This is a genomic window from Sphingomonas sp. MS122 (genome assembly GCF_049532975.1).
Lineage (GTDB): Bacteria > Pseudomonadota > Alphaproteobacteria > Sphingomonadales > Sphingomonadaceae > Sphingomonas.
This window is the reverse complement of sequence record NZ_CP186695.1, coordinates 795,861-809,589: the sequence shown is the minus strand read 5'-3', so window position 1 is coordinate 809,589 and position 13,729 is coordinate 795,861. Positions and strand designations below refer to the sequence as shown.

At 65.3% G+C, this 13,729-nt stretch carries 15 protein-coding genes; 12 read left to right on the top strand and 3 right to left on the bottom strand.

The annotated features are described in order from the left end of the window. The first annotated feature begins 114 nt into the window (after nt 1-114). The 10 genes from ccoN to hemN all read left to right on the top strand — a co-directional run bounded on the left by ccoN (nt 115) and on the right by hemN (nt 9,516). Nucleotides 115-1,785 (top strand): cytochrome-c oxidase, cbb3-type subunit I, encoded by a 1,671-nt coding sequence (gene ccoN / locus ACO227_RS03715; protein ID WP_423605399.1) that lies wholly within the window; start codon nt 115-117, stop codon nt 1,783-1,785. A 12-nt stretch (nt 1,786-1,797) separates the two neighbouring features. Further along, nucleotides 1,798-2,532 carry a cytochrome-c oxidase, cbb3-type subunit II gene (gene ccoO / locus ACO227_RS03710; protein WP_423605398.1) on the top strand — a complete coding sequence of 245 codons (735 nt, stop codon included), beginning with the start codon at nt 1,798-1,800 and terminating at the stop codon, nt 2,530-2,532. Beyond that, nucleotides 2,529-2,693 (top strand): cbb3-type cytochrome c oxidase subunit 3, encoded by a 165-nt coding sequence (locus ACO227_RS03705; RefSeq protein ID WP_423605396.1) that lies wholly within the window; start codon nt 2,529-2,531, stop codon nt 2,691-2,693. The genes ccoO and ACO227_RS03705 overlap by 4 nt, the downstream gene beginning before the upstream one ends. Then, the gene (ccoP, locus tag ACO227_RS03700) at nt 2,686-3,612 is read left to right on the top strand and encodes a cytochrome-c oxidase, cbb3-type subunit III (RefSeq protein ID WP_423605395.1); all 927 of its coding nucleotides are present in this window, start codon (nt 2,686-2,688) and stop codon (nt 3,610-3,612) included. Before ACO227_RS03705 ends, ccoP begins: the two co-directional genes overlap by 8 nt. Nucleotides 3,613-3,619: 7 nt before the next feature. Then, nucleotides 3,620-5,074, top strand: coding sequence for a cytochrome c oxidase accessory protein CcoG (gene ccoG / locus ACO227_RS03695; RefSeq protein WP_423605393.1), 1,455 nt, complete (start codon nt 3,620-3,622; stop codon nt 5,072-5,074). Continuing rightward, a complete protein-coding gene (locus ACO227_RS03690) occupies nt 5,071-5,529 on the top strand; it encodes a FixH family protein (RefSeq protein WP_423605391.1) in 459 nt (152 codons plus the stop codon). The genes ccoG and ACO227_RS03690 overlap by 4 nt, the downstream gene beginning before the upstream one ends. Nucleotides 5,530-5,561: 32 nt before the next feature. Continuing rightward, complete coding sequence (locus ACO227_RS03685; RefSeq protein ID WP_423605389.1) at nt 5,562-7,667, top strand: heavy metal translocating P-type ATPase; 2,106 nt, start codon at nt 5,562-5,564, stop codon at nt 7,665-7,667. Beyond that, a complete protein-coding gene (ccoS, locus tag ACO227_RS03680; protein WP_423605387.1) occupies nt 7,664-7,831 on the top strand; it encodes a cbb3-type cytochrome oxidase assembly protein CcoS in 168 nt (55 codons plus the stop codon). The genes ACO227_RS03685 and ccoS overlap by 4 nt, the downstream gene beginning before the upstream one ends. Beyond that, nucleotides 7,828-8,052 (top strand): hypothetical protein, encoded by a 225-nt coding sequence (locus tag ACO227_RS03675; protein WP_423605385.1) that lies wholly within the window; start codon nt 7,828-7,830, stop codon nt 8,050-8,052. Before ccoS ends, ACO227_RS03675 begins: the two co-directional genes overlap by 4 nt. 81 nt (nt 8,053-8,133) lie before the next feature. Further along, the gene (gene hemN, locus ACO227_RS03670; RefSeq protein ID WP_423605383.1) at nt 8,134-9,516 is read left to right on the top strand and encodes an oxygen-independent coproporphyrinogen III oxidase; all 1,383 of its coding nucleotides are present in this window, start codon (nt 8,134-8,136) and stop codon (nt 9,514-9,516) included. 402 nt (nt 9,517-9,918) lie between these two features. Here hemN and ACO227_RS03665 read toward each other — a convergent pair whose 3' ends face one another. Both ACO227_RS03665 and ACO227_RS03660 read right to left on the bottom strand, forming a co-directional pair. Continuing rightward, on the bottom strand, nt 9,919-11,178 hold the full coding sequence (locus tag ACO227_RS03665) for an MgtC/SapB family protein (protein ID WP_423605381.1): 1,260 nt from the start codon (nt 11,176-11,178) through the stop codon (nt 9,919-9,921). 107 nt (nt 11,179-11,285) lie between these two features. Continuing rightward, on the bottom strand, nt 11,286-11,939 hold the full coding sequence (locus tag ACO227_RS03660; RefSeq protein WP_423605379.1) for an OmpW/AlkL family protein: 654 nt from the start codon (nt 11,937-11,939) through the stop codon (nt 11,286-11,288). Nucleotides 11,940-12,050: 111 nt separating this feature from the next. Between ACO227_RS03660 and ACO227_RS03655 the strand changes: the two genes are divergently transcribed. Together ACO227_RS03655 and ACO227_RS03650 are read left to right on the top strand one after the other, a co-directional pair. Further along, nucleotides 12,051-12,494 (top strand): potassium channel family protein, encoded by a 444-nt coding sequence (locus ACO227_RS03655; RefSeq protein ID WP_423605377.1) that lies wholly within the window; start codon nt 12,051-12,053, stop codon nt 12,492-12,494. A 158-nt stretch (nt 12,495-12,652) separates the two neighbouring features. After that, nucleotides 12,653-12,967: a cation-transporting P-type ATPase gene (locus ACO227_RS03650; protein ID WP_423607246.1), complete on the top strand. Its 315-nt coding sequence runs from the start codon at nt 12,653-12,655 to the stop codon at nt 12,965-12,967. Here the strand turns inward: ACO227_RS03650 and ACO227_RS03645 are convergent. Continuing rightward, nucleotides 12,928-13,728: an alpha/beta fold hydrolase gene (locus ACO227_RS03645; protein ID WP_423605375.1), complete on the bottom strand. Its 801-nt coding sequence runs from the start codon at nt 13,726-13,728 to the stop codon at nt 12,928-12,930. The two genes, ACO227_RS03650 and ACO227_RS03645, sit on opposite strands and share 40 nt — an antisense overlap. Nucleotide 13,729: the final 1 nt, after the last annotated feature.

The window sequence follows — 13,729 nt, the reverse complement described above, 5'->3', positions numbered from 1 at the left end:
TAAAAATACGAACATACGCTGCCATCCGGTCCGGCGCATGGCTGCCTGAGGGGTTCAATCCGATCCGACAAAACAACGGCCGCTAGCCACGCGGCCGGCTCAGTGGAGTTGTACATGGAAGACGACGTCGTATGGCAGGGGGGCGCCTGGCTGTTGCTGGGAATTCTCGCCGTGTTCGCGGCGGCGGCCGCAGTGGATGTCGCGTTCGCCGTTCACATGGGTATCCTCGCCGCCGCCGCGATCGCGACCGCATTCCTGACGCTCAACCGGATCAGTCTGCCGGCGCCCGGCTCAGTGGCGGTCGTGGAGGGTCGCTATTATGATGACGTGATCCGCTGGGGTGTGATCGCGACCGTCTTCTGGGGTGTGGTCGGCTTCCTCGTGGGCATCGTGATCGCGGCGCAGCTTGGCTATCCGCAGCTCAACTTCAGCTCGGAATTCACCACCTTCGGACGGCTGCGGCCGCTTCATACCTCGGCGGTAATCTTCGCGTTCGGCGGCAATGCGTTGATTGCGACGAGCTTCTACGTCGTCCAGCGCACCTGCCGCGCGCGCCTCGCAATGCCGTGGCTCGCGCGGTTCGTATTCTGGGGCTATCAGCTGTTCATCGTGCTGGCGGCGACGGGCTATGTGCTCGGCGTCACCGCAGGGCGCGAATATGCAGAGCCCGAATGGTATGTCGATATCTGGCTGACCATCGTTTGGGTCGCCTATCTCGCGGTATTCGTCGGCACGATCCTCAAGCGCTCCGAGCCGCACATCTACGTCGCCAACTGGTTCTATCTCGGCTTCATCGTCACCGTGGCGATGCTGCACCTCGTCAACAACCTGTCGCTGCCGGTGAGCTGGGTGGGATCGAAATCCTACTCGCTGTTCTCGGGCGTGCAGGACGCGCTGACGCAATGGTGGTACGGCCACAACGCGGTCGGTTTCTTCCTGACGGCCGGCTTCCTCGGCATGATGTATTACTTCGTGCCCAAGCAAGCCGAGCGGCCGATCTACAGCTATCGCCTGTCGATCATCCACTTCTGGTCGCTGATCTTCCTCTACATCTGGGCGGGTCCGCACCACCTCCACTACACTGCGCTGCCCGACTGGGCGCAGACGCTGGGCATGGTGTTCTCGATCATGCTGTGGATGCCGAGCTGGGGCGGCATGATCAACGGCCTGATGACGCTGAACGGTGCATGGGACAAGATCCGCACCGACCCCATTATCCGCATGATGGTGTTCGCGCTCGCCTTCTACGGCATGAGCACCTTCGAAGGCCCGATGATGTCGATCAAGAGCGTGAACTCGCTCAGCCACTATACGAACTGGACTATCGGCCACGTCCATAGCGGCGCGCTGGGCTGGAACGGCATGATCACCTTCGCAGCAGTCTATTACATGACGCCGCGTCTGTGGGGGCGTGAACGGCTCTACTCGTTGCGCATGGTCAACTGGCACTTCTGGTGCGCGACGCTGGGCATTGTTCTTTACGCCGCCTCGATGTGGGTGGCGGGCATCACCCAAGGGCTGATGTGGCGCGAATATGGTGACGACGGCTATCTTGTCTATTCGTTCGCCGAAGTCGTCCAGGCGATGCACCCCTATTATGTGATCCGCGTCACGGGCGGGGCGCTCTACTTCCTTGGCGCGCTTTTCATGGTGTGGAACGTCTGGATGACGTGTCTCGGCAAGCTGCGCGCCGAAGCGCCGCTGAGTGACGCCGCCTTCGACTCCGCGCGCGACCGCCCGCTCTCCGCTCAACCTGGCAGCCCCGCTGCCGTGCCTGCCGAATAAGGAACGCGATCGATGGCAAGCCTCGTCCAGGGCCACAAGAAGATCGAGCGTAACGTGACGCTGCTCGGCGCGCTCGCGCTCGTCGTCGTGGCGATTGGCGGGATCGTCGAGATTGCGCCGCTCTTCTGGATCCAGTCGACCGTCGCGAAGGTCGACGGCGTGCGACCTTACACGCCGCTCGAGCTCGCCGGGCGCAACATCTACATCCGTGAGGGCTGCTACAGTTGCCATAGCCAGATGATCCGGCCGTTCCGCGACGAGACCGAGCGCTACGGACATTATAGCCTCGCGGCAGAAAGCATGTACGACCACCCCTTTCAGTGGGGATCGTCGCGCACCGGGCCGGATCTGGCGCGTGTGGGCAATCGCTATTCGGATGAATGGCACGTCCAGCACCTCGAGGATCCGCGCGCGGTGGTGCCGGAATCGATCATGCCGCCCTACGCCTTCCTCGCGGAACGCGACCTCAAGCCAGGCGACATGCGCGAGCATCTGCGCACGCTGCGGATCGAGGGCGTACCGTACACCGACGACGACATCGCCAAAGCGAATGACGATCTAAGCACGCAGGCTGGCGGGGAGGGCGATGCTGCCGATCTCGCCAAACGCTATCCCAAGGCGCAGTCGCGCGACTTCGACGGCAATCCTGGCCGGGTGACCGAGATGGATGCGATCGTGGCCTATCTCCAAGGCCTTGGCACGCAAATCGATTTCCGTGTCGCCGCGCCGCGGGAGCAGGCGAAGTGAGCTACGACACGCTGCGCCACTTCGCCGACAGTTGGGGACTGCTGGCGATGACGCTCACCTTCCTGCTGCTGACGGGCTGGACTTTCCTCCCCGCAGCCCGGCGCGGCAGCGAGCGCGCTGCGATCAGCATCTTTGAAGACGAGGATCCAATCGATGGCTGACGAGAAGCGCATCGACGAGAAGACCGGCACGCAGTTCGTGGGGCATGAATGGGACGGCATCGAGGAGCTCGATACGCCGATGCCGCGCTGGTGGCTGTGGACCTTTTACGCCACCGTGATCTTTGCGATCGCCTACTGCATCGCCTATCCGGCTTGGCCGCTGATCAGCGGCGCGACCAAGGGCGTGCTGGGCTGGACCAGCCATGGCCAGCTCGACCGCGAGCTCTCCGCAGAGCGTGAACGTCGCGCTCCGATCATCCGCGCGCTGGCGGCGACACCGATCGAGCAGCTGCATCGCGATCCGCGGCTGTTCGCCGCTGCGATCGAGGGCGGGCGCTCGGCGTTCAAGGTGCACTGCGCCGCCTGTCATGGCGCGGGTGCAGCCGGCAGCAAAGGCTATCCCAATCTCAATGACGACGATTGGCTGTGGGGCGGTGACCTGGCCGCAATCCAGAAGACGCTGGAACATGGCATCCGTCAGCCGGGCGATGAGGCGACGCGCCAGTCGATGATGCCAGCCTTTGGCCGTGACGACATCCTGACGGCCGCCGAAGTACAGGACGTCGTCGCCTATGTTCGCGTGCTGTCGAAGCAGCAGCCGGCGAACGCTGCGTCCAAGCGCGGTGCTGCGCAGTACGCCAATAATTGCGCCGCCTGCCATGGCAATGACGGCAAGGGCAACCGCACGCTCGGCGCGCCCAATCTGACCGATCCGATCTGGCTGTATGGCGGCGATCACGCCGCGCTGACCGATACGATCACCAACGCACATGGCGGCATCATGCCAGCCTGGGGCAAGCAGCTCGATCCGGTGACGATCAAAATGCTGACCGCCTATGTCCACTCGCTCGGCGGCGGCGAGGCGGCCACGGGTCGGGCAGCGGCGGCACCCGCGGCCACGGCTGCGGGCGCGAAGTGATCCGACGATGAACGCCCCTTCTGGCCTTGGCCCTTCGTCGCGCCTGTTCGAAGCGCGGCGCAAGGTGCTGCCAAAGGCGGTGAACGGGCCGTTCCGCCGCTTCAAATGGGCCGTGATGGCGGTGACGCTGCTCGTCTACTATGTGACGCCATGGCTGCGCTGGGATCGTGGTCCCTATGCGCCCGACCAAGCGGTGCTGATCGATCTCGCACATCGCCGCTTCTACTTCTTTTCGATCGAGATCTGGCCACACGAATTCTACTATGTCGCCGGGCTGCTGGTGATGGCTGCGATCGGGCTGTTCCTCGTCACCTCTGCGGTGGGGCGCGCCTGGTGCGGCTATGCTTGCCCCCAGACGGTATGGACCGACCTCTTCCAGCATGTTGAGCGGCTGGTCGACGGCGATCGCAATGCCCAGTTGAAGCTTGCGGCCGCGCCGATGAGCGTGGCGAAGCTGACACGCCGCGCGATCAAGCATGGCATGTGGCTGACGATCGGTGCGCTGACCGGCGGTGCGTGGATCTTCTATTTTGCCGACGCGCCGACCCTCGCAGGCCAGCTGTTCACCGGCGACGCGCCCTGGGTCGCCTATTCAACGGTCGCGATCCTGACCGCCACCACCTATATGCTCGGCGGGTTGCTGCGCGAGCAGGTGTGTCAGTTCATGTGCCCATGGCCGCGCATCCAGACGGCGATGATGGACGAGCGTTCGCTGACCATTACCTACAAGTTCTGGCGCGGCGAACCGCGCACGCACGGCCTCAAGCGCGCGAAGGACGCGCCGTTTCTCGAAACCGGCGACTGCATCGATTGCAATGCTTGCGTCGCAGTCTGCCCGACCGGCATCGACATCCGCGAAGGGCCACAGATTGGCTGCATCACCTGCGGCCTGTGCATCGACGCCTGCGACCAGGTCATGACCAAGATCGGCCGCCGGCCCAAGCTGATCGCCTATACGACCGAACTCGACGCACGCGCTGAGCAGCACGGTGAAGCTCCTGTCGCGCCACTGACACGGCTGCTGCGCGCACGGACACTGGTCTACCTCGCTGCGTGGAGCGCGATCGGGGTCTTCATGCTTGCGACGCTCGAAGCGCGAACACGGCTCGACCTCAGCGTGTTGCAAACTCGCAATCCCCTCTGGGTGCGCCTGTCCGATGGTACAATCCGTAACGGGTATGAGATCAAGATCCGCAATCTCGAGGCGCGGCCGCGAACGATAGAGCTGTCGATCGACGGCGTCGGCGTGCTGTGGCGCGAGGAGGGCGAGCGCGCCACCGCCGGCCGCAGCGTGCGCGTGCAACTCGAGGCGGACAAGGTCGCCAAGACGCGCTTCTTCGTCGCCGCGCCCGCTGCCGGACCGCAGCGCGAGGACCTGCGCTTCACCGTGCGCGCGCTCGATGAGAACGCGGAGACGGCGAGCGCGAGCAGCTATTTCGAGCGGCCGGAGACACAGCCATGACGGGTCAATTCACCGGCCGACATATGGCGCTGATCATGGTCTGCTTCTTTGCTGTGATCATCACGGTCAATCTGATCATGGCGTCCAGTGCCGTGCGTACCTTCGGCGGGGTGGTGGTCCAGAACAGTTATGTCGCAAGTCAGAGGTACAACGGCTGGATCGCCTCGGGCCGCGCACAGCAGCGGCTCGGCTGGCATGCGGTTGCGAACGGGACGCCAGACGGCACCCTGATGGTTTCCTTGTCCGGGCCGGCGGGGCCGATCGGCGGCGCTCTCGTTGCAGCGGAGGTCGAGCATCCGCTCGGTCGGCTACCCGGACGAACCTTGCTGCTCAAGGATGCCGGAAACGGGCGCTACATTGCCGCGCATGCGCTGCCGGCGGGACGCTGGAAACTGCGGATCCAGGCACGGCTGGATGGCAAGGACGCTCGCTTCGTTCAGGAGGTGCGACTTTGAACGCGGCCACTGCAGCGGCGGAGGCACGGACGATGCTTGCCACCGATCTCGTGGTGGACGGTCTCCATTGCGCGAGTTGCATCGCCAAGATCGAGCGTGGGCTTGCCGCAGTGCCCGGGATCGCTGCCGCACGTGTCAACTTCACGACGCGGCGGCTCCATGTTGCCCATGACACGTCCCTCGACGAGGATGCGTTGATTGCGAGCGTGCGGCGCATCGGTTTCGAGGCGCACGCTCTCGCCGAAAGCGCGGTGGATGCGAGCGAGAGCAAGCGCCTCGCTCGCTCGCTGGCGGTCGCCTTCTTCGCCTCCATGAACGTCATGCTATTGTCGGTCTCGATCTGGTCCGGAGCGGACGGGCCGACGCGTTCGCTTTTCCATTGGCTATCGGCCCTGATCGCATTGCCCGCCGCCGCCTATGCGGCACGGCCTTTCTTCGAAAGCGCATGGCGCGCGCTGCGCAGCGGGCGGACCAACATGGACGTGCCCATCAGCATCGGCGTGTTGCTGACCTGCGCGGTGAGCCTGTACGAGACCGCGACCGGGGGACCGCATGCCTATTTCGATGGCGCGGTGATGCTGCTCGCCTTCCTGCTCGCCGGACGGTTGCTCGACAGCGTGATGCGCGAGCGTGCACGGGATTCGGTGACGTCGCTGTTGCGCAAACTGCCAAGCACGGTGCGTGTGCTGGGAGAGAATGGCACGGTGCGGCCGTTGCCGATCGCCATGGTCGCGCCCGGCATGCGCGTCCTCATTCCCGCCGGGGATCGCATCGGCGTCGACGGAACCATCGAGCAAGGCGCAAGCGACATCGACCGCAGCATCGTGACCGGCGAAAGCACGCCCGAACCCGTCGAGACGGGCGGCACGGTACTGGCCGGCACGTTCAACCTCACCTCGCCGCTCACCGTCCGCGTAACGGCCGCCGCAACCGATACCGTCATCGCCGATATCGCGCGGTTGATGGAAGCGGCCGGACAGCACCGGTCGCGCTATGTCCGGATAGCCGACCGCGCGGCGCGGCTGTACACGCCGGCGGTGCATTTGCTTGCGGCACTCAGCTTTGCCGGGTGGCTGGTGGCGGGCACCGGTTGGCACGAAGCGCTTCTGATCGCGGTCGCCGTTCTCATCATCACTTGTCCCTGCGCGCTCGGCCTTGCCGTGCCGGTGGCGCAGGTCGTGGCGTCGGCGGCGCTGATGCGACGCGGCATCCTCGTGCGCGACGGTGCAGCGCTCGAAAAGCTTGCCGCGGTGGATTCGGTGCTGCTCGACAAGACTGGCACGGTCACATTGGGTCAGCTAGTGCCCGTGGCAGGCATGCCGACAGAGGAAGCCTTTCGCCGCATGCTGCTGACTCTCGCTCTGGCGAGCCGCCACCCGCACGCCCGTGCCATCGCCGAAATGCTGGAACGCGAGGGCACAGTGCCGATGGTTGCATCGGAGATGCGCGAGGTGGTCGGCAGCGGGGTTGAGGCCGTGATCGACGGCCGTCATGCCCGCCTGGGGCGGCACGACTGGGCCAGCCCCGCAGGTCCACTGCTCCCTCCGGAGGGCGTTTCGACCACCTTCGTCGTGGAGAATGGACCGGCGTTTCATATCCAGTTCGCCGACGCGCTCCGGCCAGACGCCGTCGATGCGATTGCGCGGCTCAAGCAGCTTGTGCCCGCGGTCCAGTTTGTCTCGGGCGATGCATGGCAAGTGGTCAAGCCGCTCGCGCGCAAGCTCGGCGTCTTCGCCCGCGCGCGCATGTCCCCCGCCGATAAGCACGACGCCGTGCGTCGGCTCGAAATGGCGGGCAAGCATGTGCTGATGGTGGGTGACGGCGTGAACGATGGACCAGCGCTCAAATGCGCCTCCGTCGGGATGGCGCCGGCCGCCGCCAGCGATGTCGGGCGACAAGCCGCCGACATCGTCTTTTTCGGCGACCGGCTGATGCCTGTGCCGATCGCCATCGCGGCGGCGCGCCGGACGATGAACATCGTGCGCCAGAACTTCGCGCTCGCGGTCGGCTACAATGTCATCGCCGTCCCGCTCGCGATCGCCGGGCAGGTCACGCCTCTCGTCGCGGCGATCGCCATGTCGGGCTCTTCGATCCTGGTCATCGCCAACGCGCTGCGCCTCAAGGAAGCGGCACGGTGAGCATCGTCGCAGTCCTCATACCGATCGCGCTGCTGCTCGGTCTGCTCGGGCTAAGTGCATTCTTCTGGGCCTCGTCCACTGGCCAGTTCGACGATCTCGATGGCGCGGCGATGCGCATCCTGATCGAGGAGGAGACGGGCAGCGGAGATCGGAATTCCGTATGAACAGCGTCGGTCGCTTGCTGGCGCTCGCCGCCGTGACGGGAGTAGGTGCGGTTCCCGTTGGCGCTGCCGCGCCGGCGCACGTGACCTGGATCTCGATGTGCGGTGGTGCACCGCAACCCGTGCCGCTGCGCAAGGACGAGCGGGACCGCGACTGTCCCGGCGCCTGCCATGCGGCGTGCGCCCGCACCTTGCGTTACGAGGAGGATGACGACGGCGATTAGCCTGGTCGCTATTCGGGATGTTCCCGAGGTGCGAGCCCACCGCGATTGTCCCATGAGCTTCGCTATGTTGCGGAGGAATTCATGATCGTCACGGACGAGATTCGGCCACGTGCCCGACCAAATGCCTCGGCCGGCGATCGCGCCTGGCCGTACTATCCCGAGCTGTTGGCCAAACCCGTGCCGCGCTACACCAGCTATCCGACCGCCGCAGAGTTCGGGCCTGATTTCTCTGGTGATGCCTTGGCAGCGGCCCTCGATATGGTGGGCGAACTCGAGCCGATCTCGCTCTATCTGCACATCCCCTATTGTCAGGAGATATGCTGGTACTGCGGCTGCAATACCGGCGCGGCGAACCGCAGCACACGCCTGGCCGGTTACCTCGCTGCGCTGAAGCGCGAAAGCGAGCTGGTCGGTGCGCGGCTCGGCGGGCGTGGGCGGGTGCGGCGCGTGGCCTTCGGCGGCGGAAGTCCGAATGCGATCTCACCCCAGCAGTTCGCCGAGCTGGTTGCGACCGTGGAGATGGCCTTCAAGCTCGACAATCCGGTGCTGTCGGTTGAGGTCGATCCGCGCGGGTTCGATGCCGATTGGGCGCGTACCTTGGGCAAAGCGAACGTCAGCCGCGTGAGCCTCGGCGTGCAGACATTTGCGCCCAGGCTTCAGGCAGCGATCGGACGCGTGCAACCCATCGATGCGATTCGGGAAACGGTTTCACTGTTGCGCGATGCCGGGGCTGCCTCGATCAATTTCGACCTGATGTACGGCTTGCCTGGCCAGTCCGACGCCGACCTGACCGATACGCTGGAACGCGCGCTCGAATTGAGCCCTGACCGTCTGGCCGTGTTCGGCTATGCCCATGTGCCGCATCTCATTCCGCGTCAGCGGCGGATCGACGGGAGCGCGCTACCGGACGGAAGCTCGCGGTTCCATCAGGCTGAGCTCGCCTACCTGTTCCTGACACAAGCAGGCTACGAGCCGATTGGCTTCGATCATTTCGCGCGCCCGAAGGACGCATTGGCGATAGCCGCCCGCCGTGGAGGGCTTCGCCGCAACTTCCAAGGTTTCACGGAGGATGATGCGAAGGTCCTGATCGGGCTTGGCGCGTCAGCGATCAGCGAGTTTCCCGATCGTTTGCTGCAGAATGAAAAGAATGCCGGTCGCTATCGCGAGTTGATCAGCGAGGAAGCCTTTGCGGTGGCTCGCGGAGTTTGGCGCAACGAAGAAGATCGGCAGCGTGGCGCAATTATTGCGGCCCTGCTCACGCAGGGAAATGCCGTACTCCCAGGCGGCCTCGATCTTGTCTCGGAATTGGCTGCGCTCGCACCCTTCGAGGACGCCGGCCTGCTGGCACGTGGCGAGCGCACACTGCGACTGCAACCGGCGGCATTGCCCTATGCGCGGTCGATCGCTGCCATCTTCGACCGGTATCGGACCGATAGCGCGGCCTGTTTCAGTGCTGCGGTGTGAGGCGGTCGTCGTCCGCTTCGCTTGGAGTAACCCCCGGCGCCTATTTTGCGGCATCCGGGCGTCGGCCTCCACACAACTCGTCCCCTAGAGTCTCCGACAATTATTCGTCGATCTTTTCAGGACAGACTTGCATCGGCTTTGCTACGGATTGGCGATGACACGCTATGCGGGTTCGCTGGCGCTGGAAATCCGCGTGATCGGCTCGGCGCGCGGATCGGAAAGACCAGAAGAGACGGCGTATCGCTAATTGCGGAAGCGTGCAGAGCAACTAGCGATGCCGTACTACGCGATGCTTCACACGAGCGGCTACGCTTGACACGTCCTGGCGGCTATTGAGGATGTTGCAGATTGCCGGCGCCGGCCCAGCTTGCGTCGGAACCATTTGAACGGTGGGCAGGTCGTCTATCCGGCCAGCAGGACTGCAGCACTCCCCGCGATCGCCAGCACCGGCAACGCAAGGGCGAAAGCAGCCCAGCGCGTGTTGTTCCACCCCGCAATCGCGAGCATCATGCCGAGCTTGAGAAGCGTGTTGAAGGCGACCGGCGCAGCGATGGCAAGCGCCGCGAGGCGGATAGAGATAGACGCGGGCGGCAGCGCACCGATCGCGGCGATCGCGGAATCGACATCGATCATCCCGCCAAGAACGATCACCAGTGCACCGCTGCCACTTCCCGCCCGCTGTTCGAGCCAAGCCGCCGCCAGGCTGACGAGCGCCACAAGCGAAGCGAATAGCAGCGCGGTGACAAGGCTGGGCGGGCGGGGGTCGATCGCGGTGGGCGCCCGCTGCGCCGCGACCGCCGCCCATGCCAGAGTCAGCGCTGCGGCGATCGCCAGCAGCAATGCCGGGCCGATCAGCAGGACAACGTCCCACGCGACCAGCGGCGCAAGCAACATCACCAGAACGATCACGCGCGCGAGCATGACGGCAGAGGCAATCGCTATTCCCGCCTGACTCGCGATACTGCCTTCGCGCCGCAGCTCGTGCGCAAAGGCGAGAGTCACAGCGGTCGATGAAACCAGGGCGCCGACACTTGCCGCCACTAGGCCGCCCCATTTGTCGCCGAGCCAGCGAGTCAGGATGTACCCGGCAAACGAGATGGAGCTGATTACGACCACGACCACCCACAGCCGTCTTGGATTCAGGCTGCCATAAGGGCCAAGCGCGGCATCCGGGAGCAGCGGCAGGACCAGAAACACGACCAGCGCGAGACGGACCAAGGCCTTGACGTCGGCTTCGGAGCTATGCCGGAGCAGCGAGTGGAGTTGCTTGCGCGCCGACAGCAGCGCCACGAGTGCCGCCGCGGCTGCCGATGCGAGCGCATGGTGTCCGGCGGCGGCAAGCGATCCGAGCAACATCGTCGCGAGCGCGGCGATTGCCCCGGTCGCGCTGACCGTTCGGTCCTGGCGCATGTCGAGCGCGTGCCCTATCAGCAATGCCGCCGCTGCCGCGCCGAGCGTCAACAGCGCGATCCAGCGCAAGGGACCGCTCGCGGCCAGCGCGGCGAGGCCGCCGAGCAGGCCGAGCATGGCGAAGGTGCGAACCCCCGCCACACGCTGACCCGCAGCCTCGCCGCGCAACTGCCAGCCACGCTCGAACCCGATCAGCAGGCCGATCGCGGTCGCCAATGCCATCCCAGGCAGGAAGTCCGGCATGACGGGCATGTCAGGTGAACTCCAGCCGCTGCTTGGGAACTAGGGACGGTGCGGGAATGGGCAATGGCTGGCAACCATAAGACCTTGGCTTGCCGCTATCCTCCACCTCGCCGGCCCTAGAAGCGCATGCCGATGCCAATCGAAGGCACGACGGGATCGAGGCTGACGTCGACGCGATTGATCGCTGCGCCGGTCCGCAGTCGTGCTGTCGTGTCGATGTCGATATATTTAACATCGAAGTTGAGAAACACGCGCGGCGCGATATCGATGTCGACGCCGGCTTGCAGCGCATAACCAAAACTGTCTTCGAGGTTGACTTCAGTCTTGCCGATGGCCGTCTCGAGCGAGCGGCTGGCATCGGCTGAATAGAAGGTCGTGTAGTTGATGCCTGCGCCGACATAGGGGCGGACGTGTCCCTTCGGCGCGAAATGATACTGCAGCGTCAGCGTCGGGGGCAGCGCCCAGGTGTCGGCGAGCTTGTCGATTCCGGCAAGCGTTCCGCGGCCCACGATGTCGTGCTTGGTCGTCGCGAGGATAAGCTCCGCGCCGATATGGTCGGTGAGCATATAGGTGAAGTCGATTTCCGGCATAACGCTGTCGGAGACGCCGACCGAGCCGCCGGGAAACGTCGGCGTGACAGGTCCGGCTTCCTCGGTTGGCGATACCAGGATCGCCCGGGCGCGAACCAAGACGTCGCCGGCCTCGACTTGAGCCTGGGCAGGCGCTGCGACCGCGATTGTGAGAATGCTCGCGGCGAACGGAATTTTCATGACCAACTCCCTGATTGTTCGGGTGCGGTCGCCCTAGGATGCAGACCCCGCGGCCGCGTTACGTAAGGTCACGGATGGGAATGTTCCGCAGGCTCAGCTTGATCGCTGACCATGCACCTCTGGCTTCAACTTGGCTTGTCGACGTTTGTCACCGCGATCATCGTAGGCCTTCACCTCACCGGGCTTTCGTTGCTGATGCGTCTGATCCGCGGACATCACCTCCGCGGCGCTGCGCGCGGCGCGCTGCTGCACGACGCGCTCGGCGTCGCGGGCGCGGCAATTGGCCTTTTCGTTCTCCACGCCGCCGAAATCTGGCTCTACGCCGCGCTCTATCTGCTTGGCGGCGCGCTCGCGAGTTTCGAGGAAGCGCTGTACTTCTCGACTTCGACTTATGCGACCATCGGCTATGGCGACGTCGTGCTCCCCGCGGGCTGGCGCCTGCTCGGCGCAATCGAAGGCGCAACCGGCATTATCCTGTTGGGCTGGTCGACGGCATTTTTCGTCGCCGTCGTCAGCCGCATCCGCATGCTCGAGCTTGAAGCGGGAGAGCGTTAAGTGGTTCAGGCGGCGGTGCGCAGGATGAACATCGGCCGGTTTGCGCGCCACGCCCGCCGTCATGTCCTCGTCGTCCGCTCGTGACCGCGGCAGCGGCTCCGCTGGCCGTGCAGGCGCTCGCCGGCGGCCTCAGTGACGAGGAGGCACGCTCGCGCCTGATGCGCGATGGGCCGAACGAGCCTGCTGCTGCGCGGCGGCGCGGGCCATGGCGGCTGATCCTCGAAGTGCTGCGCGAGCCGATGCTGCTGTTGCTGCTGATCGGCGGCACGATCTATCTGACTGCGGCGCCCAGAGCCTTTGTTCCTTGTCTTGGCGAGCATCGACCTGTGCCGCTTTGCGGCTGCGCTCGCGGCGTGAACCAACCGGCGCGACGCGGCAGGCGGAGCCAAACGACACCGCCTGCCGGCCCTAGAATTGACAGACGCCCAGCAGGTCAGCGCCGGGCTCGCCGTTCGACCTCCTTGGCCGCGTGATCGATCACGCCGACGACCACTTGTGGCTGGGTCATGAAAACCGCGTGGCTCGCCGCGACTTCGGTGATGTCGGCGCCGATGCGCCTCGCCATAGATTGCAGCATCCGCTGGTCGAAGGCCTTGTCGTCGGTCGCGATCACCGCCCAGCTCGGTTTGCTCCGCCACGCGGCGTGCTGGAGCCGGGTCTCGAACGCCGACATGGCGATCGGGACCTGGGAGTCGCGCAGGAACGCGGCATCCGCGTCGCTCGCATCGGCGGCGAAGGCGGCCTTGAAATTCGCCGGCCGCAGGAAGCCGAAGCCGTCGCCGTGCGTGTCGATCACGAACTCGGGCGGCGTCGTGAAGCCTTGATATTGCTGCGCCGTCGTCTCGCCGGCGTCGGGCGAAAGCGCCGAGACATAGACGAGCCCGGCGACCTTCGGATGGACGCCCGCCTCGGTAATGACCGTGCCGCCCCAGCTATGGCCGACGAGAATGGCAGGACCGTCCTGCCGGTCGAGCGCGCGCCGGGTCGCGGCGACGTCGTCGGCGAGCGAGGTGAGCGGATTCTGCACGATGGTGACACGATAACCGCGCGCCGTCAGCGCGTCATGGACGCCGCGCCAGCCCGAGCCGTCGGCAAAGGCGCCGTGCACCAGGACCACGTTGCGCACCGGTCGGGTTTCGGCGGCGGGCGTGGCCGTGGTTTGCGCATGAGCCACGGCGGTCAGGCCGACCGTCGCGACGGCGGCAGCAAGGAGATTTCGGATGCTCTTGATCATC